General features: G+C 54.1%; 23 protein-coding genes. 19 read left to right on the top strand and 4 right to left on the bottom strand.

Annotated features, from left to right (window positions below; genetic code table 11):
• Positions 1-22: 22 nt before the first annotated feature.
• From purD to rng, 7 genes are all read left to right on the top strand, one after another.
• Complete coding sequence (gene purD, locus IEV29_RS13815) at positions 23-1,294, top strand: phosphoribosylamine--glycine ligase (protein ID WP_188381918.1); 1,272 nt, start codon at positions 23-25, stop codon at positions 1,292-1,294.
• 151 nt (positions 1,295-1,445) lie between these two features.
• Positions 1,446-2,351, top strand: a complete 906-nt coding sequence (hemF, locus tag IEV29_RS13810) for an oxygen-dependent coproporphyrinogen oxidase (protein WP_188381917.1) — start codon at positions 1,446-1,448, stop codon at positions 2,349-2,351.
• A complete protein-coding gene (locus tag IEV29_RS13805) occupies positions 2,338-3,024 on the top strand; it encodes a nicotinate-nucleotide adenylyltransferase (RefSeq protein ID WP_229726421.1) in 687 nt (228 codons plus the stop codon). The genes hemF and IEV29_RS13805 overlap by 14 nt, the downstream gene beginning before the upstream one ends.
• The gene (rsfS, locus tag IEV29_RS13800; protein ID WP_188381916.1) at positions 3,024-3,701 is read left to right on the top strand and encodes a ribosome silencing factor; all 678 of its coding nucleotides are present in this window, start codon (positions 3,024-3,026) and stop codon (positions 3,699-3,701) included. Before IEV29_RS13805 ends, rsfS begins: the two co-directional genes overlap by 1 nt.
• A gap of 6 nt (positions 3,702-3,707) precedes the next feature.
• Complete coding sequence (gene rlmH / locus IEV29_RS13795; protein ID WP_188381915.1) at positions 3,708-4,178, top strand: 23S rRNA (pseudouridine(1915)-N(3))-methyltransferase RlmH; 471 nt, start codon at positions 3,708-3,710, stop codon at positions 4,176-4,178.
• Positions 4,179-4,184: 6 nt separating this feature from the next.
• The gene (locus IEV29_RS13790; RefSeq protein WP_188381914.1) at positions 4,185-4,805 is read left to right on the top strand and encodes a Maf family protein; all 621 of its coding nucleotides are present in this window, start codon (positions 4,185-4,187) and stop codon (positions 4,803-4,805) included.
• The gene (gene rng / locus IEV29_RS13785; RefSeq protein WP_188381913.1) at positions 4,802-6,265 is read left to right on the top strand and encodes a ribonuclease G; all 1,464 of its coding nucleotides are present in this window, start codon (positions 4,802-4,804) and stop codon (positions 6,263-6,265) included. Before IEV29_RS13790 ends, rng begins: the two co-directional genes overlap by 4 nt.
• A gap of 74 nt (positions 6,266-6,339) precedes the next feature.
• On the opposite strand, the gene IEV29_RS13780 is transcribed toward rng, so the two are convergent.
• From IEV29_RS13780 to dnaE, 3 genes are read right to left on the bottom strand one after another with little or no spacing between them, the layout of a single operon-like run.
• The gene (locus tag IEV29_RS13780) at positions 6,340-7,104 is read right to left on the bottom strand and encodes a glycosyltransferase (RefSeq protein WP_188381912.1); all 765 of its coding nucleotides are present in this window, start codon (positions 7,102-7,104) and stop codon (positions 6,340-6,342) included.
• Positions 7,105-7,158: 54 nt separating this feature from the next.
• On the bottom strand, positions 7,159-8,910 hold the full coding sequence (gene msbA / locus IEV29_RS13775; protein ID WP_188381911.1) for a lipid A export permease/ATP-binding protein MsbA: 1,752 nt from the start codon (positions 8,908-8,910) through the stop codon (positions 7,159-7,161).
• 37 nt (positions 8,911-8,947) lie between these two features.
• On the bottom strand, positions 8,948-12,409 hold the full coding sequence (dnaE, locus tag IEV29_RS13770) for a DNA polymerase III subunit alpha (RefSeq protein WP_188381910.1): 3,462 nt from the start codon (positions 12,407-12,409) through the stop codon (positions 8,948-8,950).
• A gap of 146 nt (positions 12,410-12,555) precedes the next feature.
• Between dnaE and IEV29_RS13765 the strand changes: the two genes are divergently transcribed.
• A complete protein-coding gene (locus IEV29_RS13765; RefSeq protein WP_188381909.1) occupies positions 12,556-13,401 on the top strand; it encodes a sulfurtransferase in 846 nt (281 codons plus the stop codon).
• Between the two features lie 29 nt (positions 13,402-13,430).
• A complete protein-coding gene (gene kdsA / locus IEV29_RS13760; RefSeq protein WP_188381908.1) occupies positions 13,431-14,279 on the top strand; it encodes a 3-deoxy-8-phosphooctulonate synthase in 849 nt (282 codons plus the stop codon).
• A gap of 72 nt (positions 14,280-14,351) precedes the next feature.
• On the opposite strand, the gene IEV29_RS13755 is transcribed toward kdsA, so the two are convergent.
• Positions 14,352-15,053 carry a pirin family protein gene (locus tag IEV29_RS13755; protein WP_188381907.1) on the bottom strand — a complete coding sequence of 234 codons (702 nt, stop codon included), beginning with the start codon at positions 15,051-15,053 and terminating at the stop codon, positions 14,352-14,354.
• Positions 15,054-15,187: 134 nt separating this feature from the next.
• Here IEV29_RS13755 and IEV29_RS13750 point away from each other — a divergent pair, with 134 nt between their 5' ends.
• From IEV29_RS13750 to IEV29_RS13705, 10 genes are all read left to right on the top strand, one after another.
• On the top strand, positions 15,188-16,108 hold the full coding sequence (locus IEV29_RS13750) for a LysR family transcriptional regulator (protein ID WP_188381906.1): 921 nt from the start codon (positions 15,188-15,190) through the stop codon (positions 16,106-16,108).
• Positions 16,105-17,004 carry a tRNA glutamyl-Q(34) synthetase GluQRS gene (gene gluQRS / locus IEV29_RS13745; protein ID WP_188381905.1) on the top strand — a complete coding sequence of 300 codons (900 nt, stop codon included), beginning with the start codon at positions 16,105-16,107 and terminating at the stop codon, positions 17,002-17,004. The genes IEV29_RS13750 and gluQRS overlap by 4 nt, the downstream gene beginning before the upstream one ends.
• Positions 17,005-17,377: 373 nt before the next feature.
• A complete protein-coding gene (locus IEV29_RS13740; RefSeq protein WP_188381904.1) occupies positions 17,378-18,556 on the top strand; it encodes a DegT/DnrJ/EryC1/StrS family aminotransferase in 1,179 nt (392 codons plus the stop codon).
• On the top strand, positions 18,549-18,773 hold the full coding sequence (locus IEV29_RS13735) for an acyl carrier protein (RefSeq protein WP_188381903.1): 225 nt from the start codon (positions 18,549-18,551) through the stop codon (positions 18,771-18,773). Before IEV29_RS13740 ends, IEV29_RS13735 begins: the two co-directional genes overlap by 8 nt.
• Positions 18,774-18,780: 7 nt before the next feature.
• A complete protein-coding gene (locus IEV29_RS13730; protein WP_188381902.1) occupies positions 18,781-19,821 on the top strand; it encodes a ketoacyl-ACP synthase III in 1,041 nt (346 codons plus the stop codon).
• 1 nt (position 19,822) lies between these two features.
• Complete coding sequence (locus IEV29_RS13725) at positions 19,823-20,587, top strand: SDR family NAD(P)-dependent oxidoreductase (protein ID WP_188381901.1); 765 nt, start codon at positions 19,823-19,825, stop codon at positions 20,585-20,587.
• 80 nt (positions 20,588-20,667) lie between these two features.
• Positions 20,668-21,192 (top strand): SDR family NAD(P)-dependent oxidoreductase, encoded by a 525-nt coding sequence (locus tag IEV29_RS13720; RefSeq protein ID WP_229726420.1) that lies wholly within the window; start codon positions 20,668-20,670, stop codon positions 21,190-21,192.
• Positions 21,189-21,848 carry a NeuD/PglB/VioB family sugar acetyltransferase gene (locus IEV29_RS13715; protein WP_188381899.1) on the top strand — a complete coding sequence of 220 codons (660 nt, stop codon included), beginning with the start codon at positions 21,189-21,191 and terminating at the stop codon, positions 21,846-21,848. The genes IEV29_RS13720 and IEV29_RS13715 overlap by 4 nt, the downstream gene beginning before the upstream one ends.
• A 12-nt stretch (positions 21,849-21,860) precedes the next feature.
• A complete protein-coding gene (locus IEV29_RS13710; protein ID WP_229726419.1) occupies positions 21,861-23,072 on the top strand; it encodes an aromatic ring-hydroxylating oxygenase subunit alpha in 1,212 nt (403 codons plus the stop codon).
• Positions 23,062-23,685, top strand: coding sequence for an LbetaH domain-containing protein (locus tag IEV29_RS13705; protein WP_188381898.1), 624 nt, complete (start codon positions 23,062-23,064; stop codon positions 23,683-23,685). The genes IEV29_RS13710 and IEV29_RS13705 overlap by 11 nt, the downstream gene beginning before the upstream one ends.
• Positions 23,686-23,700: the final 15 nt, after the last annotated feature.

The following is a 23,700-nucleotide window of genomic DNA, read 5'->3' as shown; positions in this document are numbered from 1 at the left end:
ACTTAATTAAGCGAAATATTCAATGAAAATCATGGTAGTCGGCTCAGGCGGCCGCGAACACGCTCTGGCTTGGAAACTGGCGCAATCCGAACGGATTCAGAAAGTCTATGTCGCACCGGGCAACGGTGGCACGGCGCTGGACACACGCCTGGAAAATGTCGCATTGACCGATCCGCAAGCCATCGCCGATTTTGCACAGAAAGAAAATATTGCGCTGACCGTCGTCGGCCCGGAAGTGCCGCTGGCGGCCGGCATCGTCAACATTTTCCGTAGCGCTGGCCTCAAGATCTTTGGCCCGACCAAAGAAGCCGCGCAACTTGAAAGCTCCAAGGATTTCGCCAAGGCCTTCATGAAGCGCCATGAAATCCCGACAGCGGAATATCAAACGTTCGCCGAACTCAAGCCTGCGCACGACTACATCGACCAAAAAGGCGCGCCGATCGTCATCAAGGCGGACGGGCTGGCTGCCGGCAAAGGTGTGGTCGTTGCGATGACACTGGAAGAAGCGCATGCCGCTGTCGACATGATGTTGTCCGACAACAAGCTCGGCGATGCTGGCGCACGTGTCGTCATCGAAGAATTCCTCGCTGGCGAAGAAGCCAGCTTCATCGTCATGGTCGATGGCAAGAACGTATTGCCACTCGCAACCAGTCAGGATCATAAACGCCTGCTCGACAATGACGAAGGACCCAATACCGGCGGCATGGGTGCCTACTCGCCTGCCCCCATCGTCACGCCCGCACTGCATGCGCGCGTGATGCGCGAAATCATTCTGCCAACCGTGCAGGGCATGGCAAAAGATGGCATCGTCTTCACCGGCTTCCTGTACGCAGGTCTGATGATCGATGACAAGGGCAACCCGAAGACACTGGAATTCAATTGCCGCATGGGTGATCCGGAAACACAACCGATCATGGCGCGCCTGAAAACCGATCTGGTCACGGTCATGGAACACGCCGTCAATGGCACGCTCGACACCATCGAGCTCGAATGGGATCGTCGTACCGCGCTCGGCGTCGTCATGGCAGCCGCAGGTTATCCGGATGCGCCACGCAAAGGCGATGTCATCACCGGTATCGCAGCAGAAACACCGGACAGTGTGACGTTCCATGCAGGCACCGTACTCAACGGTACACAACTGGCTGCAAACGGTGGTCGCGTCCTGTGCGTCGTTGGCTTGGGCGACAGCGTCAAGATGGCACAAAAGAAAGCGTACGACGCTGTGGATCAGATTCATTTTGACGGCGCACAATTCCGTCGCGACATCGGCTGGCGCGCGCTGAAACGCACTTGATGCTCTGCTTGTTCAATGCCGATCATTACCAGTCCGACCGGCATTGAACAACAAACCATATTGGATGACTACTCAGGCGCGCCCAGCATGACGCGCCTGTTGTTTTATGAAACACAAGACATTTACCCTGTCTGACTGAACGCAACCTATCGTGACCACACCACAAACCACCGCCGTCAAGCAGTACCTGCAGGATCTGCAGCAGCGCATCGTGACGGCGCTCGAACAGCTCGACGGCAAGGATTTTCTTGTCGATCAGTGGGAACGTGCGGAAGGCGGTGGCGGTACGTCGCGCATTATTGAAAATGGCAATGTGTTCGAGCGCGGCGGTGTCGGTTTCTCGCATGTGATGGGCAGCAATCTGCCGCCGTCGGCCGCTGCCAACCGTCCCGAACTCGCCGGTCGCAATTGGGAAGCCATGGGTGTGTCGCTAGTACTGCATCCGCACAACCCCTACGCGCCCACCGTACACATGAATGTGCGTTTCTTTATCGCGATCGCGGAAGGCAAGGAGCCAATCTGGTGGTTCGGCGGTGGCATGGACTTGACGCCCTATTACGGCTTTGAAGAAGACGCCCGGCATTTTCACCAGACCTGTCGCGATGCGCTGCAACCATTTGGTGATGATCTGCATGCGCGCTACAAGCAATGGTGCGACGACTATTTTTATCTCAAGCATCGCAAGGAACCGCGTGGTATTGGCGGTATCTTCTTTGATGATCTGAACGAACTGGGTTTCGAGCAATGCTTTGCCTTGCAGCGCAGTGTTGGCGATCATTTTCTCGATGCCTATCTGCCGATTGCCATGCGCCGCAAGGACACATCGTATGGTGAACGCGAACGCAATTTTCAGACTTATCGGCGCGGACGCTATGTGGAATTCAATCTAGTATTCGACCGCGGCACACTGTTCGGGCTGCAGTCCGGCGGCCGTACCGAATCGATCCTGATGTCGATGCCGCCGGTCGTCACCTGGCGCTATAACTGGGAGCCGGAAGCAGGCAGTGCCGAGGCACGGCTGTATTCAGACTTTCTCATCCATCGTGACTGGATCTGACGTGACCTCGGGGACAACGTCCGCTACCGAATGCATACTGCTGCTCGGCGGCAGTTTCGACCCTGTACACAACGCGCATGTTGCACTGGCCAATCATTTCATTGACCTGATCCGCCCAAACTCGCTTCGCGTCATTCCTGCGGGCAATCCATGGCAAAAGGGCAGCCTGCACGCATCGCCCGATGATCGGGTGGCCATGGTCGAACGTGCTTTTTCTGATTGCAAGGTACCCGTCCATATCGATCGCCAGGAAATTGTGCGCGACAACGCGACCTATACCATCGATACGCTGAAGGCCTTACGCGCAGAGCTCGGCCCTGCTGTTTCGCTGGCATTTCTGATCGGCGCAGATCAGTTGCAGCATCTCAACACCTGGCAAGGCTGGGACGAACTGTTTTCGTATGCGCATCTGTGCGCAGCATCGCGACCGGGTTTTGCTACCGATGCAACACATGTACCAGCAGAAGTAAGCGCAGCCTTTGCACAACGGGCAGGGACGCCCGACCAGATTCGGCAGACCGCCAGCGGTCTGTCTTTTGTGGCAACGGACTTGTCTGTCGACATTTCCGCCACAGCCATTCGCGCCGCATTGCACCGCGGCGACCACGCGATTCCTCAGCTACCGCCCAGGGTGCTAGACTATATCGAACAACATCATCTCTACAGAAGCTAATGGATATCAAAAAACTGCAAGCCCTCGTCATCGACGCACTGGAAGACGTCAAGGCACAAGACATTCAAGTGTTCAACACCGAGCACCTGACCAGTCTGTTCGACCGACTTGCCATTGCCTCGGGTACCTCGAACCGTCAGACCAAGGCACTTGCAGCCTCGGTACGCGACAAGGTGAAAGCCGCAGGCGGCGATATCGTCAGCATCGAAGGTGAAGACACGGGCGAATGGGTACTGGTCGATCTGGGCGACATGATTGTTCACATCATGCAACCTGCCATCCGTGCCTACTATCGCCTGGAAGAAATCTGGGGCGAGAAGGAAGTCAAATTCGGCGCTGCCAAACGTACGGCAAAGAAAACCGCCGCAAGCGACGAACCTGCACCGAAAAAAGCCAGCCGTCATCTGGCTGCAAGCCAGACCACGGTAGATGACGACGAACCGAAAAAACCTGCCCGCAAGACAGCCACGAAAACGGCCGCAAGCAAGATGGCAGCCAAGAAAGCACCAGCCAAGACCGCTGTCGGCAAAACCGTCAAAGTCGCTGTGAGCAAAACGGTCGAAGCATACAAAAAGGAAAAGGCACCTGCCAAGAAAGCAGTAGCCAAGAAAGTCGCAACCAAGGCACCGGCCAAAAAAGTCGTTGCCAAGCGCGCGCCCAAAAAATCTGCAGATTAATTCCGCATGCAGCTTGTCATCGCGGCGGTCGGGCACAAGATGCCCGCGTGGATCGAAAGCGGCTTTGGCGAATATGCCAAACGCATGCCGCATGATTGCCGCATCGTTCTCAAGGAAATCAAGCCGGTCGAACGTTCCGGCAGCAAGACCGCCGAAACCGCGATGGCGCTGGAACGCAGCAAGATCGAAGCGGCTCTGCCTAAAGGCACACGCATCATTGCACTGGATGAGCGTGGCAAGGATCTGACCAGCGTCCAGCTTTCGCAACTACTCACGCAATGGCAGCAGGATGGTCGTGATGTCGCGTTTGTCATCGGCGGCGCGGATGGTCTGGATCCCGAGTTCAAACGCAACGCCGATATGTTGGTACGCATTTCCAGCATGACCCTGCCGCATGGCATGGTGCGCGTGATGCTCGCAGAACAGTTGTATCGTGCCTGGTCCATCACCCAGAATCATCCTTACCATCGGGTCTGAACGAGCGTGAAGCCGTCCGCACAGAAAATCTATCTGGCATCCAAGAGTCCGCGGAGACGCGAACTGTTGCGACAGATCGGCATTGAATTCGAGCTGCTGATGTTGCGGGACCAGACACCACGCGGACCAGAAGTCAGCGAAGCCGTTCTGCCCAACGAACAGGCAGAGGACTATGTGGCGCGCGTCACGCTGGAAAAAGCGCTATTTGCCAAACAGACCATGGAATGGCGCAAGTTACCCTTGCGTCCGATTCTGGCCGCCGATACCACGGTAGTGCTCGATGGCCGTATTCTCGGCAAACCAGCGGATGAAGCCGAGGCAATTGCGATGATGCAATCCCTCTCAGGCCGCACCCATCAGGTGCTGACGCATGTTGTTGTGCTGCATGGCGACAAGACGTATCGCACCACGCAGCGCTCCGACGTTGCCTTTGCCGCTCTGCCCGACGCCTTGATACGCAACTATTGTGCAACCGCCGAACCTTACGACAAGGCGGGCGGCTATGGCATTCAGGGGCAGGCAGCATTATTCATCATGGACATTGCGGGCAGTTATTCAGGCATCATGGGACTGCCCTTGTACGAAACCGGACAATTATTGAAGCAGGCAGGCCTGCAAATCCTATGAGCGAAGTCATTCTGGTCAACGTTACCCCACAGGAAACCCGTGTTGCCCTCGTACTGCAAGGTGCCGTGCAGGAGCTGCATGTCGAACGTACGCTGTCACGCGGCATGGCAGGCAACATTTATCTCGGTAAAGTCGTGCGTGTGTTACCCGGCATGCAGTCTGCCTTCATCGACATCGGGCTGGAACGTGCGGCCTTCCTGCACGTCGCGGATATCTGGAGCGCACGCCCGCACGATGGCCCGCCGACGACCCAGTTGCCGATTGAACGCATGCTGCATGACGGTCAGTCGATCACTGTCCAAGTGATCAAGGATCCGATCGGGACCAAAGGTGCACGACTCTCGACACAGATTTCCATCGCCGGACGCATGCTGGTTTATCTGCCGCAGGAATCGCATATCGGCATCTCGCAGCGTATCGAAAACGAAGCCGAACGCGAACTGTTACGCGAAAAAGTGCAAAGCTTGCTGCAACCGGGTGAAAAAGGCGGCTTCATCATTCGTACCATGGCAGAAGATGCCTCGGATGAAGACCTGCAATCCGATATTGATTACCTGCGCAAGACGTGGTCCAACATCACGCAAATGGCCAAGACCAATCCCGCACCGAGCCTGCTGTATCAGGATCTGGATCTGGCACAACGTGTCTTGCGCGATTTCGTCAACGAAGACACTCCGCGCATTCAGGTTGACTCGCGCGAGAACTATCAGAAACTGGTTGCATTCGGCGAGTTGTACACACCATCGATCCTGCCCAAGCTCGCGCATTATCCGGGCGAACGCCCACTATTCGATCTGTATGGGGTGGAAGAAGAAATCCAGCGCGCGCTGGGGCGACGTGTCGACCTCAAGTCTGGTGGCTACCTGATCGTTGATCAGACCGAGGCCATGACCACGATTGACGTCAACACCGGCAGCTTCGTCAATGGTCGCAATTTCGACGATACGATTTTCAAAACCAATCTGGAAGCCTCGCATGCTATTGCACGTCAGCTGCGCCTGCGTAATCTGGGCGGCATCGTGATTCTCGATTTCATCGATATGGAAAACGAGGAGCATAAGGCGGCTGTTCTCAGTGAGCTTAAACGCGCACTGGCACGCGATCGCACCAAGGTTTCGGTATCAGGGTTTTCTGCGTTGGGCTTGGTTGAAATGACGCGCAAACGTACACGTGAGTCACTCGCGCATATCCTGTGCGAACCGTGTCCTGCCTGTCAGGGAAAAGGACAAGTCAAGACCGCACGCACGATCTGCTATGAAATCCTGCGTGAATTGACACGCGAAGCGAAACAGTTCAACCCGCGTGAGTTTCGTATTCTGGCTTCGCAAGTTGTCATCGACATGTTCCTGGAAGAGGAGTCGCAGCATCTCGCGATGCTCAGCGCCTTCCTCGGCAAACCGATTTCATTGCAGGTCGAGACGATTTATCATCAGGAACAGTATGACGTGATCCTGATGTAAGGCAAAGAATGGCGATCAGTGCCGAAAAATAAAAAGCGGAACCCATGGTTCCGCTTTTTTACTTGAGGATACGCTTACTCTTTCCAGTAATGCGCAATCCACGGCGCCTTGCGCACATAACGGAAGGCACGATTACGGCGTCCTTCCAGCGCATCCGGCGGATTCACCTCACCGTGGAAAATAACAATCTTGGTACCAGCTGGTACAAACGGCTCGCGCCAGTAATTGGTCGGCCATGGCGGAATGCAGTGGTACTTGTAGCTGCAACACCAGGACGCCGGCCAGTAAGCAAGCTTGCCTTGTTTATGCAGGACATCGGACAAGAACGCTTGCTCATTCCGGAAATTGGCACGCGCTTCGGCCTGCGTCGCACGAAACTGCTCCAGCACATCCGCATGCGCACCCAGCTTGAAACGATAAACAGACGAATTGCCTGTTACGCGCCATGGTCGCTTCCAGTCGTGAATGATCAGAAATTCACCCGGATGCTCGAAGAACGCATCGATCTGATCAGTGATGACGATATCGATATCGAGGAACAATGCCGTGCCTTTCAAGCCGTGCAAATCCGCCTCGAAGGTCGTTAGCTTTTTCCAGCCCCGCTCAGGCAAACCATCGGGTAAACGGAGATCCGGAATCGGTAGACAGACCACCTCCGAGCGTATGCCTGTACTATCGTCGGTCAGGCAGACAAACCGAAAGTCACCGCGCAGATAGCGGCGCACCATACCGTATAAACGGTTGATGTACTCTGGTCCGTACTTGGTGCCCCATTTCATACACAGAATCACGCGATCGTCATCACTTGCGTGCCGTGCTGTTGTTATTGTGTCTGACATTCCCTGCATCTCCACCGGATCATTACTACCCAATTCATCGTATTAAAGCCAAAACTACTCAGCCTGTATCTCGCTGTCATCCTTGGCAAACTGCAGTTGGTACAGATTGGCGTACACCTCGTTTTTCTTCAGCAGCTCGGCATGCGAACCAAGCTCCACGATCCGCCCGTCGTCTACGACGGCAATGCGGTCTGCGCGTTCGATCGTGGAAAGGCGATGCGCGATGACCAGCGTCGTGCGCCCTTCCATCAACTTATCCAGTGCAGCCTGCACGGCGCGTTCAGATTCGGAATCCAGTGCCGACGTGGCTTCATCCAGAATCAAGATCGGCGCATCTTTATAGATCGCACGCGCAATTGCCAGACGTTGACGCTGCCCACCTGACAAACGTGAACCGTTGTCACCGATGACGGTTTGCATGCCTTGCGGCAAACCGGCAACCACCTCCTCCAGATGTGCGGCTTTCAAGGCTGCCTGAATCCTGCTCGGATCGGGTTGCGCATCGCCATACGCGACGTTGGCGGCAACAGTGTCATCAAACAGCACCACATGTTGACTGACCATCGCAATCTGTTGACGCAAACTGGTCAATGCAATGTCATCAATCGAATCGCCATCGAGCCGAATCTCACCTGTTTCAACAGGATAAAATCCGGGCACAAGATTAACCAGTGTGGATTTGCCGCCACCGGACATGCCGACGAATGCTATCGTTTCACCCGGTAGCACTGTCAGGTTGATATCGTGCAGAACCTTGGTGGACTGGCCTGGATAAGCGAATGACAAGCCCACAAAATCAAGACGTCCGTCTGCACGCTTTGGCAACACCTTGCCTGTCGTACGTTCGGTCTTTGCATCAATCACCGCAAAGACGGCTTCGGCGGCTGTTAGGCCACGCTGCAAGGGGCCATTCACTTCCGCGATATTTTTCAGCGGCGTCAGCAACATCAGCATCGCGGTAATGAATGAAACAAAGCCGCCGACCGTCGTTTCATTGTTGCCGGACTGGATCAGCGCAATCACAATGACAACCGCAACGGCAGACGCTGCCATCACCTGGGTGACCGGCGTGGTCGCTGCCAGCGTACTTGCCATGCGCATGGTGTAACTACGCAATTTGTCTGCACGTGCCTCAAAACGATCAATCTCGTACTGGTGCCCACCGAAAATCTTGATGACCTGATTGGCGCGAGTCGTCTCTTCCATGACCTGCGTCATCTCCGCATTGACCGTCTGGTATTCACGCGTCAGTCGACGTACTCGCTTGCCCGTTGCGCGCACAACCACTGCAATCAAAGGCAGCAGTACCAGCGCCACCAGCGTCAGACGCCAATTCAACCAGAACAGAAAACTCAGCAAGACGATGACCGTCAACGAGTCACGAATCATCGACGTGAACACCTTGGTCACCATGTCCACGATCTGCTGTACTTCAAACATCATCGAATTGATGACCTTGCCAACGGAATGGTGTGCATAGAATCCCAGCGGGACATCCAGAATGCGGGCGAACATCTGACGTCGCAAGGTATTAAGAAGACGTGACGACACCCACGTCATCATGTAAGTCGTCGTGTAAGTCGACATGCCGCGCAAAACAAAAATGCCGACAATCGCGACCGGCACCAGCCACAGCGAGAAGGAAGGCTTGCCGCCAAATCCCTTGTCCAGCAAAACGCGCATGACGGCAGGGAACATGGGTTCCGTTAGCGCCGTCATGATCATGCCGCAAAAGGCAATGACAAGCCTGCCCTTGTAGGGACTCAACATGCCAAACAAACGGCGAAGATGCTCTGGAAATTTCATTCAGAAGTCTCGATAAGGATCTGCCAGCCGGCACCAGTTAGTCATAGGCAATCTGTACATTTTGTTCCGAATAAAGTTCGATCAGTTTTTGTTTGACGTTGTCGTCAGGATTGATGCGCCATTGATCAGAGAAGAGGAGATCGCTTTCTCCTTTGGCGTTCTGATATTTGATGATGACCGGTGCACCATCTACGCGCGCTGCAGACTGCAACGTTGCAATCAAAGCGGTGGTGTCGATCGATGCATTCAATGAGAGAGCAATGCCTTTTGCATATTGAATCCGCATCGCGGCAATATCCATGACCTTCTCGGCACTGATACGCAAACCGCCCGAGAATCGGTCCTCTGACACTTTGCCAAACACAGCCAGAAATTCATCTTCCTTGAACAGGTGCCGATTGGCGTCGAAGACTTCGTTGTAAACCGTGACATCGACTGTCGCACTACCATCATCAAGCGCGACGATGACAAGACGGCCACGCTGTGTCATCTGCGTACGCACACCCGCAATGACACCGGCAATCAGCTTTGGCTCGCGTGACGGTTCGAGATTGATCAGCTTGCCGCGTGCAAACCGACGCGCCTCTTCGGCATAGGAATCGTAAGGATGGCCTGAAAGATAAAAACCCAATGCGGCTTTTTCTTCCGCAAGGCGTTGCTTGTCACTCCACGGCGTTGCCTTGACATACTCCGGTGCCATTTCGAGATCACTGTCATCTCCACCAAACAGACTCACCTGATTCGCCGATGCGGCAGCCTGTTCGGCACATTCCAGCGCAAAACCGACAGAAGCAAGGAGAATGCCGCGATCCACCTTGAAGCAATCGAATGCACCTGCACGAATCAGGGATTCAATCGTGCGACGGTTGATCTGCTTCTTGTCCACGCGTTTGCAGAAATCGAACAGGTCTGTATAGGGCTGTCCCTGACGCGCAACAATGATGGCATCGATCGCACCTTTGCCCGAACCTTTGACGGCACCAAGACCATAACGTACCTGCATGGCTTTCTTGCCCGGTTCGCCCACCGGCGTGAATCGATAATCCGACAGGTTGATATCCGGTGGCAGCATGGTCAGGCCACAGATATCCATCGCGTCTTCGACAAGGATTTTGACCTTGTCGGTATCGTCCATTGCGAGCGACATATTGGCTGCCATGAACGCGGCCGGATGATGCGCCTTCAGGTATGCCGTGTGATACGACAACAGAGCATAAGCAGCGGCGTGCGACTTGTTGAAGCCGTAGCCGGCAAACTTTTCCATCAAGTCGAAAATCTCATCGGCCTTTTCAGCCGTCAGATCATTCTTGGCGGCACCTGCACGGAACAGCTCACGATGCTGCGCCATTTCCTCGGCTTTTTTCTTGCCCATCGCACGGCGCAGCAAGTCAGCGCCGCCGAGTGAATAGCCTCCAATGACCTGCGCCATCTGCATGACCTGCTCCTGATAGACCATGATGCCGTAGGTCTCGGACAGAATGCTTTCAGTACGCGGATCGGGATATTCGAATTTTTCACCGTGCTTGCGTCGGCAGAAGTCCGGGATCAGATCCATCGGGCCTGGGCGATACAACGCCACCAGCGCAATGATGTCTTCGAAGCGATCGGGACGTGCATCCTTGAGCATGCCTTGCATGCCACGGCTTTCAAGCTGGAATACGGCGACCGTCTTGGCCTTGGTCAGCAATTCGTAGGAGGCACGATCGTCGAGCGGCAACTTGGCCAAATCGAAATCGGCCATCGCCGGATCAAGATCCTTGATGTAACGCACGGCACGATCGAGAATCGTCAGCGTGGTCAAACCCAAGAAGTCGAACTTGACGAGGCCCACCGCTTCAACGTCGTCCTTGTCGTATTGCGAGACCACGCCCGAATCACCGCCCTGCGTATAGAGCGGACAAAAATCGGTAAGCTTGCCCGGCGCGATCAATACGCCACCGGCGTGCATGCCGATGTTACGTGCAATACCTTCGACCTGCTGCGCCAGATCAAGCAGTTGCTTGACCTCCTCCTCCTTCTCGATGCGTTCGGCGAGCATCGGCTCTTCCTTGATCGCATCTTCGATGGTGACGAGCTTGCCCGGCTTGAACGGAATCAGCTTGGAAATGCCATCGCAGAAGTTGTAGCCGAAATCGAGCACACGACCGACGTCGCGCACCGCGCCCTTGGCGGCCATGGTACCGAAGGTTGCAATCTGCGAAACGGCTTCCTTGCCGTAGGTGTCTTTCACGTATTGAATGACACGGTCCCGGCCCTCCTGACAGAAATCGATATCGAAGTCGGGCATCGAGACACGTTCCGGATTCAGGAAGCGCTCAAACAGCAAGTTGTACTGCAGCGGATCGAGATCGGTAATCAACAGGGAATACGCCACCAGCGATCCGGCCCCCGAGCCACGGCCAGGGCCGACCGGCACGCCGTTATTCTTTGCCCATTTGATGAAGTCGGCGACGATGAGGAAGTAGCCGGGAAACTTCATCTTGATGATGGTATCGGTCTCGAACTTCAGTCGCTCTTCATAGCGCGGTCGCTGCTTCTCGCGCTCGACAGGATCGGGATACAGATGTTCCAAACGACCTTGCAAACCGCGCGAGGCTTCCTGCACAAGGAATTCGTCGATCGACACGCCGTCTGGTGTCGGGAAATTGGGCAGTTGCGGTTTGCCAAGCTCGAGTACCAGATTGCAGCGTTTGGCAATCTCGACCGAATTGCGCAAGGCATTCGGCATATCGGCAAACAGTTCGGCCATTTCCGCCTGCGTGGTGAAGCGCTGACGCTCACTGAATCGTTTGGCGCGACGCGGATTGGCGAGAATTTCCCCTTCCGAAATACAGGTACGCGCTTCGTGCGCAGTAAATTCTTCATCCGTCAAAAACTGAATCGGATGGGTGGCAACCACAGGCAAGCCGAGGCGCGCTGCCAGTTGCGTCGCGTGACGCACATGCGCATCCATGTTCGGTTGACCTGCGCGCTGCACTTCGATATAGAAATGTCCCGGAAACAGCGCTGCCCACCGCTGCGCAGCACGCTCTGCCGCCGTCAGATTGCCATTGTCGATAGCAATGCCGACATCGCCGAAATGCGCGCCGGACAAAACGATCAAATGCCTGTCCGGCGACGACTGCGCAATTTCTTCCAACCATTCAGCACGAATTTCGGCGCGACCCCGGTGCAGGTTGGTCAACCATGCGCGTGACAGCAAATCGCATAGCTGCAAATAACCCGTCTTGTCCTTGACCAGTAAAAGAAGGCGCGAGGGCTTGTCACGATCATTGTCATTACTGATCCAGACATCGCAACCGACAATTGGCTTGACGCCTTTGCCACGTGCTTCCTTGTAGAACTTGACCATTCCGAACAGGTTGGCCAAATCACTGATCGCCAATGCGGGCTGACCATCCTTGGCTGCAGCCTTGATGACGTCGTCAATACGGACAAGACCGTCAACGATCGAATATTCAGAGTGAAGGCGGAGGTGAATAAATTGCGGAGAACTCATGGGCCGTATTCTACCGCGAGCGCCTGGGCATGCCGCACGCAATCCGACATTTCAGGGAAAGAGACGCGAAGTTTATAATGTCGCCTTGTTGATGCGCGATTTCGTGTTTTTTACCACTGCGCATCCCGTTTCCAGACTGACGCCTCATGCAACCGAACTCTGCCATCATCAATATTGCGGCCTACAAGTTCGTCACCTTTGACGATACGGAGGCAAAGCGCCCTGTTTTTCTCGATAAATGCAACGAATTGTCACTAAAAGGAACGATCCTGCTCAGTCCGGAAGGCATCAACCTGTTTCTGGCTGGCGTTCGCGACAATATCCATGCCTTTTTGACATGGTTGCGCAGCGATGCGCGTTTTGCCGATCTGGAAGTGAAGGAAAGCCTGTCCGACGATCAACCGTTCAACAAAATGCTGGTCAAGCTCAAGCGCGAAATCATCACGATGAAGCATCCGCTGATCAAGCCGGAACTTGGCCGCGCGCCGGCAGTGGAGGCGCACACGCTCAAGCGCTGGCTCGATCAGGGCCACGACGATGACGGCAAACCCGTGGTCATGATGGATACGCGCAACGATTTCGAAGTGGATGTCGGCACCTTCGACAACACCCTCGACTACCGCATCACCAAATTCAGTGAATTTCCGGAGGTCGTCGCCAGCCACAAGGACGAACTGGAAGGGAAAACCGTCGTTACGTTCTGTACCGGCGGCATCCGCTGTGAAAAAGCCGCGATTTACATGAAAGACGTCGGCTACGACAGTGTGTATCAGCTCGAAGGCGGCATTCTCAAATATTTCGAGGAAGTTGGCGGCGCGCACTACACGGGTGACTGCTTCGTCTTCGATCACCGTACGGCGCTCAATCCACAACTGGAACCCAGCGCGCAAACCGCTACCTGCCCGAACTGCAAGAATGCCGTCACGCCGCGCGAACAACTCGCGCCCGAATACATTGCAGGCCAAACCTGCCCGCACTGCCCTCAACATTAATCAGGTCCAACATGCCTCAGGCCCAAAACATGATCACCATCCCAGGCAATAATCCGATCCGTGTCGATAACGCACTGCCTTTCGTCCTGTTTGGCGGCATCAACGTGCTGGAATCACGCGATCTGGCAATGAAATCTTGCGAAGAGTATGTGCGTGTCACACAAAAACTGGGCATTCCGTATGTCTTCAAGGCTTCGTTCGACAAAGCCAATCGCTCGTCCATTCACTCCTACCGTGGTCCGGGTCTGGAAGAAGGTTTGCGCATTTTTGAAGACGTGAAGAAAACCTTCGGTGTCCCGGTGATTACGGACGTGCACGAGCCGCATCAGGCAGCACCAGTGGCAGAAGTCGTCGATGTGCTGCAATTGCCGGCCTTTCTCGCACGCCAGACCGATCTGGTCGTCGCGCTGGCCCAGACCGGACGCGTCATCAACATCAAGAAGCCGCAGTTCCTGAGCCCGTCGCAGATGGGCAATATCGTCGAGAAGTTCAAGGAAGCCGGTAACGAACAACTGATCCTGTGCGATCGTGGCAGCAACTTCGGCTACGACAACCTGGTCGTCGACATGCTGGGCTTTGGCGTCATGAAAAAGACGTGCCATAACCTGCCTGTGATCTTTGACGTCACGCATGCCCTGCAACAACGCGATCCGGGTGGCGCCGCATCGGGTGGTCGACGCGAACAGGTACTGGATCTGGCACGCGCCGGCATGGGCGTCGGTCTGGCGGGCCTGTTCCTAGAAGCGCACCCCGATCCGAAAATCGCCAAATGCGACGGCCCAAGCGCGCTGCCACTGGACAAGCTTGAACCATTCCTCACACAGCTCAAACAACTCGACGATCTGGTCAAATCGTTTGCGCCCTTGCAAATCGACTAATCATCTTCACCCATGAAAAAAAGCGCGCCACCTTTTGGATGGCGCGCTTTTTTATTTTCAACACACGCCTGATTAAGGCACCATGTCGAACACGAGAACTTCAGCATTCTCGCCTTTTGCGATGGCAATCGCATCGACTTCACGCAGTTTCAGTGCGTCGCCCGATTTCAGCGCCGTACCATTCACTTCTACGTTGCCACGAGCAACATGCACATACACCAGACGACCTGCAGCAATCGGCAGTGACGCAGTTTCGTCACCATCGAACAGGCCGACATACAGCTTGGCATCCTGATGGATCAGCACCGAACCATCTGCACCGTCCGGACTGGCGATCAGGCGCAGCTTGCCGCGTTTTTCGCCTTCGGAGAAATTTTTCTCTTCGTAGCTTGGCGGGATGCCCGTCACGTTTGGCTGAATCCAGATTTGCAGGAAATGCGTGGTCTGGTCTTTCGAGTGGTTGAACTCGGAATGCCGTACGCCGCTGCCCGCACTCATGCGCTGCACATCGCCCGGCCGGATCACACTGCCGGTTCCCATGCTGTCTTTGTGCGCCAGTTCGCCGTCCAGCACATAGCTGATGATTTCCATGTCGCGGTGGCCGTGCGTACCAAAGCCGGCACCAGCTTTGACGCGGTCTTCATTGATCACGCGCAGCGGACCGAAACCCATGTGTGCCGGATCGTAATAATCGGCAAACGAGAACGAGTGATGGGAGTCGAGCCATCCATGGTTTGCGTGGCCACGGTCTTCGCTTTTACGGAGCTGGATCATGATGAAGTCCTTTCTGTTGATATTTCGTTGAAATTGTTTGCTGCCATAGACTCCACTATAGACAAGCATTGCACGCAAAATAAGGGCATAATCTTGTGCAAATCATTCAAATTATTTGAATAATATTTCTCATCATGAATCTGACGCTGGAAGCGCTGCATATTCTCGACACCATCGACCGCAAGGGCAGCTTCGCGGCGGCGGCGGTTGCGCTGGATCGCGTGCCATCCGCGCTCACGTACACCGTACGCAAACTGGAAGACGATCTGGATGTGTTGCTGTTCGATCGTCGGGGTCACCGCGCCAAACTGACGGCGGCGGGGCTGGAGTTGCTGAATGAAGGCCGGCACCTGTTGCGTGCCGCTGACGAACTCGAACAACGCGTCAAGCGCACCGCCAGCGGCTGGGAAGTCGAATTGCGCATCGTGCTCGATGCCTTGATTCCGTTTGAAAAAATCCTGCCTCTCATCGACGAATGCGATCTGCAAGGCTCAGGTACGCAACTACGTCTTTCCACCGAAGTGCTCTCCGGCACATGGGAAACGCTGGTCAGCGGCAATGCCGATCTCGCCATCGGCCTTGCCTACGATGGTCCGGAGCTGGCACGCACTTCTGGCGGCTTTCGCAGCAAACCACTGGGCGAAGTCGACTGGGTGTTTGCTGTCGCGCCGAATCACCCCATGGCCGGCATGGACGAACCGCTTTCGGCCGCGATCGTTCGCCAACACCGCGCAATCGCCATCGGCGACAGCGGACGCATGCTGCCCCGCATCACCTCCGGCCTGCTCACCGGGCAATCGACACTCACCGTTCCCAGCGTGCGCGACAAGCTGGCTGCGCAACTCGCGGGACTCGGTTGCGGCTATCTGCCGCGTCACTGGGCACAGCCGTATCTTGATAGCGGCGCACTGATCGAAAAAAAGACAGAGGAACGCAAACCCGACGGTGCGCTGCAATACGCATGGCGCGCCGATGCACGCGGCAAATGCCTGAAATGGTTTGTGACCAAGCTGGCCGATCCGGATGTGCAACGCATGCTCTTGAACGAACCATGACGTATTCCGATTACATTGGCCGCTTCGCCCCCTCGCCCAGCGGTCCGCTACATGCCGGCTCACTGGTCGCCGCGCTCGCCAGCTATCTTGACGCGCGTGCCCACCATGGAAAATGGCTGGTGCGGATCGAAGACATCGACGAAACACGCACGGTGCCCGGTGCCGCAGACACCATCCTGCATGCGCTGCAGGTGTTCGGTATGGAGCGCGATGGCGAAATCATCGTGCAGAGCCAACGCAAGCCGCTGTACGAAGCCGCAGCCAGCCAGCTTGGCGCATTGCTCTACCCATGCGGCTGCACGCGCAAGGAAATTGCCGATTCACGTCTTGGGATTGCCGCCGATGGCGCGGCAATCTATCCGGGCACGTGCCGTCATGGTGTCGCCGCAGGAAAGCAGGCTCGCACCTTGCGTCTGCGGGTGCCGGGACAAGGCGAAGCCAACGAAACCATCACTTTTGATGACCGCTGGCTCGGTCCGCTGACGCAACATCTGGCGAGCGAGGTCGGTGACTTCGTCCTTAAACGTGCGGATAGCTTCTGGGCTTATCAACTCGCAGTCGTGGTCGATGATGCCGAACAAGGTGTCACCCACGTCGTACGCGGCACCGATTTGCTCGAATCCACGCAACGGCAGATCTATCTGCAACGCATGCTTGGTCTATCGACGCCGTCCTACATGCACGTGCCTGTCCTGCGCAATGAATTGGGAGAGAAACTTTCCAAGCAAACCGGTGCAAAGGCGCTCGATTTGCATGACCCGCTTGGCGAACTCGTCCGCGCAGCACATTTTTTGGGATTGCCCGTATCGCAATCCACGTGCCTTGCAGACTTCTGGGAACAGGCATTAGCGGCCTGGACGGAGCGATTTGGCATCGCTTTTACCGCCAAATTTTGACGGCAAGCGGCGAGATACCTCTAGATCAGCCCTCAATTTCATAAAAAGACAGGCATTTGAATTTCTGTTCCGCCCTTCAATTTTTGCATTCCTGTCCGATAGTAAGGGTAAGCATCAGAAACCAGATGCATACGGGCTTGACTAGGCATAGTCGCAGCAATTAGGCTTGTGTCATAAAAAAGCGGCACTATTACTAAACGCGATAGACGACATGTTCAACGCGCGCAGAAAGCGTGCCGACACAAGCCGGATTGAACACATGCTGACGATGAAACGACAGCGTGCTCCGATCAGCCCCAACCATCACCTGCCACAATCGGGTAAACAAAGCGTCGCATTACATGCCAACAGAGGGCTTGCCGGGAATGACTACATGAAGCATCCAAGCATCATCCCTCTTTTGGTACCGCAACTACCTGATCGTCGCGCGCTGTCTCCCTATCTGGATCAAATCGATCAGAATCGTCATTACTCCAATTTCGGTCCTTTGAATCAAAGTCTGGAAAACAGGCTCGCCAGTTCGTTTGAGGCGCACTGTTCGCATCCAATCCATGTGACGACCACAAGCAGCGCAACCATGGGGCTGGAGCTGACGCTGCACTGTCTGGGTCTGCCCCCCGGGAGCAAAGTCATCGTGCCGGCCCTGACTTTTGTGGCATCGTTTACCGCAATCATTCGCGCCGGCCATGTCCCGGTAATCGCCGACATCGATCCGGAAAGTTGGCTCCTGACACCGGAAACTGCCTCAGACGTGGCAGCACAAACCGGTGCCGCAGCCGTACTTGCCGTCGCTGCCTTCGGAAAACCACACGATACAAAACGCTGGAGTGCATTCCGCAAAAAGACCGGCATTGAAGTCGTCATTGATGCCGCCGGTGCCTTTGGCAGTCAATGGGTGGAAGCCGCCGATGTCCCGGTGATCTACAGCCTGCACGCAACAAAATCATTGGCCGCAGGCGAAGGCGGCATTGTCGTCAGTGGCAATCCAGCCATCAATGCGCGTGTACGCCAGCTCAGCAATTTCGGCATCAATCTTGATCCCGAAGCAGGTCTGCCAACCGGCCACCTCTCCTTTGTCGGGAGCAATGCCAAACTGTCCGAGTATCACGCGGCAGTCGCGCATGCCAGTCTGGATCAATGGCACCTGCATGCCGGGCAGCGGCAAAAGATTTATCGGACCTACCGAGAGACCCTCGATGCAGCCTGTGGCGACAAACTGCAGTGGCAAAGCGGCTCGGCACCTGCGGCGCCAACCATTTTTTGTGTGCGTATGGCAGAACCCGCGCGCAATCGAATGGAAAAGATCTGCCAGTCCCGGCACATTGCCACACGACGCTGGTATCAACCTTTATTACACAAGCACGCAGAACAGGTCACGCCAACCATCAAGATGCCGGTTCCTATTGCGGAATCCATTGCATCAGGCCTGATCGGTCTGCCGTTCTCACTCTTTCTCTCGTCGGACGAGATCACACGGATTGCCGAAGCTGCCCGCCAGGCAACCGCAACACATCGCAAACAACTCTCCCCTCATCTGGACCATCATGGATAACATCGAAACATTCATCGAAAAGTTTAACGAAGCCGTCGACTTTCAAGAACCAGTTGCCGTTACGGCAGAAACCAAACTGGAAGATCTGCCAGAATGGGATTCCCTGGCGGCGCTGGGCGTGATTGTCATGTTCGATCTGGAATATGGAAAAACCATCACCGGAGAAAACTTGCAAAAGGCATCGACGATTCAGGATCTTTACCAACTGCTGGGTTGATGCAGATATGGCTAATTCCACGCTGAAAAATGTACGCTTTGCCGGCATGGCCAGCTGCGTCCCTAAACAGATTGTTTCAAACCTGACGGACTGCAGACCACAAATTCGTGCAGACCGCGAACGTCTGGTTCGCAACATCGGTATCGAAACACGCCGCATGGCGCCTAAATGGCAGTGTTTCTCCGATTTGGCGTTTGATGCAACTGAAAAGCTACTGGAAAGCCTGCAATGGCAGCGTGAAGAAATTGATGCGTTGATTGTCGTCACGCAATCACCGGACTACCCGATCCCTGCAACCGCCATCATCATGCAAGACCGCCTTGGCCTGCCGCATACAACCATTGCATTCGACGTCAATCTAGGCTGCTCGGCATACCCATTCGGCATTCATTTACTCGGCTCGATGATTTCTGCTGGCGGCATCAAAAAAGGGCTGCTGCTCGTTGGGGATCGCAGCGCAACACTGGACGATCCAATTTTCTCGGATGCAGGTACGGCAACCGCTTTGGAATTCGATGAGAATGCGCCGCCAATGTATTTCGATCTGAACAGCGACGGCAGTGGCTATAAAGCCATCATGCTTCCAGTTGGCGGACAACGAGAGCCAGTTGATGTGCAACATCTGATCAAATATCGCGAAGATGAAAACGATCACTGGCATCGCGCCACGGATCTGGTACTCGACGGCCCTGCGGTGCTGAGTTTTTCTACGCAGCGTGTACCACCAGCAGTAGAAAAATTGTTGGCCTATTCAGGCGCAAGTAAAGATGAAGTCGATTACTTTGTCTTTCATCAGGCCAACCGCATGATCAACGAAACAATCCGTAAAAAACTTGGTATTCCGGTCGAGAAAGTCCCCTCTACGCTGCGCGACTTTGGCAATACCAGCGGCGCGTCACTGCCGATCACGATCACGGCAAGAATTAACAAGCAATTGGAATCCAGCAAGCATCGCGTGCTGCTTTCCGGCTTTGGAATCGGTCTTTCATGGGGCACGGCATTGATTGACATGAAGGATGCCAAATTTCCGGATTTGGTCGAGTCGTAATATGGAAACTCTCAATCCCGGAAATCCTTTCAGCCTGACTGGAAAACGTATTCTTGTCACTGGCGCATCATCGGGTATTGGTCGTCAAATCGCTATCTCATGTTCAGAAATGGGCGCGCAACTCATCATCACTGGAAGGAATGCCGAACGTCTTGCATCCACGTTCAGTGCGTTGGCAGGTAAAGACCACTCGCAAATCCCAGCAGATTTGAATCAGCCAGCAGACGTTGAGCATCTGATATCGAAAGCAGGCGCATTAAATGGATTAGTGCATGCAGCAGGAACATCAAAATTAGTCCCGTTTCACCTGATCAATCAAGCACATGTAGAGAATACATTCCGCGACAATACATTCGCGCCCGTTCTATTAACCCGTAACCTGATATCTCGGAAAAAGATCGCATCAGAGGCGTCAATCATATTTATTGCTGCCGTAGCTTCATATGCCGGTCCTGCAGCTAGCTCGGCCTACTCTGCCAGCAAATCAGCCCTTTTGGGCGCCACACGCTCCATGGCCAAAGATCTCGCCAAGCAAGGCATTCGGGTCAACTGCATTGCCCCAGGTTATGTTCAAACACCTATGCTTGAAAAACTAAACTTGGCCGGCGCAAACCAGAATACGCGCACTGAATGGACGCCTCTCGGCATGGGTGAACCAGAAGATATTGCGAATGCAACGATTTTCTATTTAAGTAATGCCAGCCAAGCCATCAATCAAAGCTACTTTACGATAGATGGCGGTATTTCTATCGGCATGAACTTATGAACATAGCTTCAGGTACATATTCGTCAGGCCCTGCCTTTTCCTTAATAGGAAAAAACATTGCGCTCGCAGGTGCCAGCACGATGAATGGCAAGCAAGCCAAACACGCTCTTAGTAAACAAGGTGCACGCGTCATCGTACTAGATGAGCCTGGCGTGGCAGATACGCTGGAACCGGCATCGTGCGATGGATTGCTGTACTGCGCTGCGCCAATTCTTGCCCCGGTTTACAAACTACAAGACGAAGACATTCAACATCTCGCGATGAAACGTCTGGTTGCGCCTGCAATACTTGCAAACAATCTATTACGCAATCAAATTCTTCGTAGCGGTGCCGCCATCGTTTTTGAGAAACACTGTATCGCTCATTTACGCACTGAACAAGGTGGCTATTACCTCAGCATGGAAAGTGGAATCGACACCTTGGCAGTTACCCTCGCCCTAGAGTACGCTTCGATGAAAATTCGCGTCAACACGGTAACCACGCGCGCATCGGGCTCAAGCAAAGATGCAGATGCCTTTGCCAATGCATCCATTTACCTACTTGCCCCTGCCAGCCGCTGGGTTACCGGAAGCAATATGGTACTCACTGGAGAGCCCACTCGATGAGTATTAAAAAAGTATGGATTATTGGTGCAGGTGGATGCGGACGCGAGACATTGATCTTGGCCCGAGGCATGCGCGAATCAGGCTGGCAATGGGTGATAGAAGGTTTTCTTGATAGCCGCCAGCATATGCTGGATGGTTATGGAGCAGACCTGCGCATAGAAGGTGACCCATCAAGCCACATACCAAAAGAGAATGAACTTTTTATTTGTGCGCAAGGCCACGTAGATGCACGTCGCCATTACGCAGAAATCATTGAGCGAAAAGGTGGTGTCTTTCTCAGTGTCATACCTCGCGATATGTACATCCCTCCAAGTACGCGTATTGGAAACGGCTGCGTTCTGTCGACAGGCGTCATTGTCGGTCCCGACATGAACATCGGCGACCATGTACACATTCAATCGCTAACGGTATTTGGTCACGATGTGCGCATTGGGCGTTATTGCCAAATAGGCGCAATGACTGTGATTGGTGGCGGCGTCTGTATTGGTGAAAACGTGACTGTGCATCCGCATGCAACCATCTTGCCAGGCATCAAAGTCGGTGATGGTGCAATCATCGGCGCAGGTGCTGTTGTGCTAAAGGACGTGCCTGCTGCATCAACCGTTTTTGGCAATCCGGCACGGATCATCTTCAGCAAACAACAAAATGAATTATGAGAGGCTAGAACCGTGCTATCCCGCATGCACCCTCGTTATTACTTAAGCGCAGACACTTTTGAACAAGAGCAGAAAAAAATATTTCGAAAAGTCTGGCTGTTTGCAGGACTGAAGACTTTACTGTCCCAGCACAATAATTTCATTACTCGCAAAATCGCCGGCATTCCGGTAGTAGTGCAAAATTTCAATGGCGAACTACGTGCTTTTGAAAATGTTTGCCTGCATCGCAGCGCGCCATTACAGTCTGCATTCACCGGCTGTCGCCCACTCGTCTGCCCTTACCATGCATGGAAATATGGCTCGGATGGAACGCCTGACAAAATTCCTCATTGCGAGAGTCTTTATCAGTTTGATGCGGATGAAAGAGCATCACTTAAATTGCGTGAATTTCCCCTGCGCATAGTAGGAAACATTTTGCTCATCAACATGGATGCCAATCCATTTCCGCTTGAAGAACAGTTTTCATCCGCATTCCTATCCTTGCTGGAAGACAGTTCAAATGCCTACGACACCGAAGTCATGGTGACGACCTGGCATTGCAAATTCAACTGGAAACTGATCTACGAAAACCTGCGAGATGCAAACCATGTCGCGTTCATTCATCCAAAGAGCTTGGCACCTGCCGCGAGTTTTAAACCGGTTGTCAATCATCAGGCAGCTGCAGAATCCTGCAACGCAATGAGTGATACCTCCCCCGAGGCAATGCGCAAAGAGATGCGTCGTTTCAGCTACGGCGGTCCCGAAGGAAAAATCGACGAACTCAAATCATTTGGCTGGCATGATTTCGTCAAACGCTGGCGTTTTTCTGAGGTACCCGGAAAAACTACGCAGAGTGTTGGTCACAATCAGGCAGTCGCTGAAGAATCACAAGACGATGCGTACTTTAACTGGCTGGCGTTTCCAAATCTGCACATAGCCAGCGGTGATGGCGGCCATTCGTTTGTCATTGAGCACCATATCCCTGTTTCACCAGAGCGTACCGATTTGGAGATATGGCGATTTACGGCCCGTAAGACACGCCGTTATCAATGGTCATCGCAGGTTCTCCTATCTGGCATGCACCACGGAAAACTCATCGTGGGAGAAGACGTTGATATTTTGGAGAAAGTGCAATCCGCGCTGCATTTAGAAGCCCCCATGCCGCACCAAGGTGCTTATGAATCCACCAATCGTCTGATCGAACGGTGGTACTCGACCATCATGGAGACAGAAGATGGAGTGTAAATGGGTCATTGGTGCCAGCGACTATCTGGATATTGTTTACGACGCTTGCTGTCAGGCTCGCCCAGATCTGACCATCGAGAAAGTCTTTATTCCTCAAAACTCAGATTACTCCTTCGATCTGGCTGCAATCCAGCATCTATCGCCTGGTGATGGTTTGGCATTTGTGGCATTTGATGAGCGGTTCGGTAATTTCAAACGTACCGAACTCATGAGAGCCGTTGCTGAACGCGGCATCTCTCTTGCCACTTTTATCAGTCCTCGATCACTTGTCGCCGCGAATGTACGGATAGGGCCCAATGTCTTTGTCGGTGATGGTGCCGTCATCGGGCATGGAACACAGATTGAATACAACACCGTCATTCATCCTGGTGCCCAGATTGGATCAGGCAGCAAAATCAAATCCTCCTGCTGGATTGAACAAGGTGTGCAGGTAGGATCAAATGTCGAAATCGGAACACATTGCACTATCCGCATGGGCGCAGTACTTAGAAATGGCATCACCATCGGTAGAACTTGTGAACTAGGTTGGCCACAACTGTATGCCTCGGATATCTCTAACAAAACGATTTATGACCTGCGTTACGATCAGCCTATCCATACATACGGAAACTGAGACTGATAACGTATG

This window comes from Oxalicibacterium faecigallinarum (genome assembly GCF_014635705.1).
GTDB lineage: Bacteria > Pseudomonadota > Gammaproteobacteria > Burkholderiales > Burkholderiaceae_D > Oxalicibacterium > Oxalicibacterium faecigallinarum.
The sequence above is the reverse complement of the archived record's forward strand: the minus strand, read 5'-3'. Positions and strand labels throughout refer to the sequence as shown.

Bases quoted from the DNA above. Each gene is read 5' to 3' on its own strand.
- purD (WP_188381918.1), top strand. From the start codon at position 23: ATGAAAATCATGGTAGTCGGCTCAGGCGGCCGCGAACACGCTCTGGCT.
- rsfS (WP_188381916.1), top strand. From the start codon at position 3,024: ATGGATATCAAAAAACTGCAAGCCCTCGTCATCGACGCACTGGAAGAC.
- rlmH (WP_188381915.1), top strand. From the start codon at position 3,708: ATGCAGCTTGTCATCGCGGCGGTCGGGCACAAGATGCCCGCGTGGATC.
- rng (WP_188381913.1), top strand. From the start codon at position 4,802: ATGAGCGAAGTCATTCTGGTCAACGTTACCCCACAGGAAACCCGTGTT.
- IEV29_RS13780 (WP_188381912.1), bottom strand. From the start codon at position 7,104: ATGTCAGACACAATAACAACAGCACGGCACGCAAGTGATGACGATCGC.
- msbA (WP_188381911.1), bottom strand. From the start codon at position 8,910: ATGAAATTTCCAGAGCATCTTCGCCGTTTGTTTGGCATGTTGAGTCCC.
- dnaE (WP_188381910.1), bottom strand. From the start codon at position 12,409: ATGAGTTCTCCGCAATTTATTCACCTCCGCCTTCACTCTGAATATTCG.
- IEV29_RS13765 (WP_188381909.1), top strand. From the start codon at position 12,556: ATGCAACCGAACTCTGCCATCATCAATATTGCGGCCTACAAGTTCGTC.
- kdsA (WP_188381908.1), top strand. From the start codon at position 13,431: ATGATCACCATCCCAGGCAATAATCCGATCCGTGTCGATAACGCACTG.
- IEV29_RS13755 (WP_188381907.1), bottom strand. From the start codon at position 15,053: ATGATCCAGCTCCGTAAAAGCGAAGACCGTGGCCACGCAAACCATGGA.
- IEV29_RS13750 (WP_188381906.1), top strand. From the start codon at position 15,188: ATGAATCTGACGCTGGAAGCGCTGCATATTCTCGACACCATCGACCGC.
- gluQRS (WP_188381905.1), top strand. From the start codon at position 16,105: ATGACGTATTCCGATTACATTGGCCGCTTCGCCCCCTCGCCCAGCGGT.
- IEV29_RS13740 (WP_188381904.1), top strand. From the start codon at position 17,378: ATGAAGCATCCAAGCATCATCCCTCTTTTGGTACCGCAACTACCTGAT.
- IEV29_RS13735 (WP_188381903.1), top strand. From the start codon at position 18,549: ATGGATAACATCGAAACATTCATCGAAAAGTTTAACGAAGCCGTCGAC.
- IEV29_RS13730 (WP_188381902.1), top strand. From the start codon at position 18,781: ATGGCTAATTCCACGCTGAAAAATGTACGCTTTGCCGGCATGGCCAGC.
- IEV29_RS13725 (WP_188381901.1), top strand. From the start codon at position 19,823: ATGGAAACTCTCAATCCCGGAAATCCTTTCAGCCTGACTGGAAAACGT.
- IEV29_RS13720 (WP_229726420.1), top strand. From the start codon at position 20,668: ATGAATGGCAAGCAAGCCAAACACGCTCTTAGTAAACAAGGTGCACGC.
- IEV29_RS13715 (WP_188381899.1), top strand. From the start codon at position 21,189: ATGAGTATTAAAAAAGTATGGATTATTGGTGCAGGTGGATGCGGACGC.
- IEV29_RS13705 (WP_188381898.1), top strand. From the start codon at position 23,062: ATGGAGTGTAAATGGGTCATTGGTGCCAGCGACTATCTGGATATTGTT.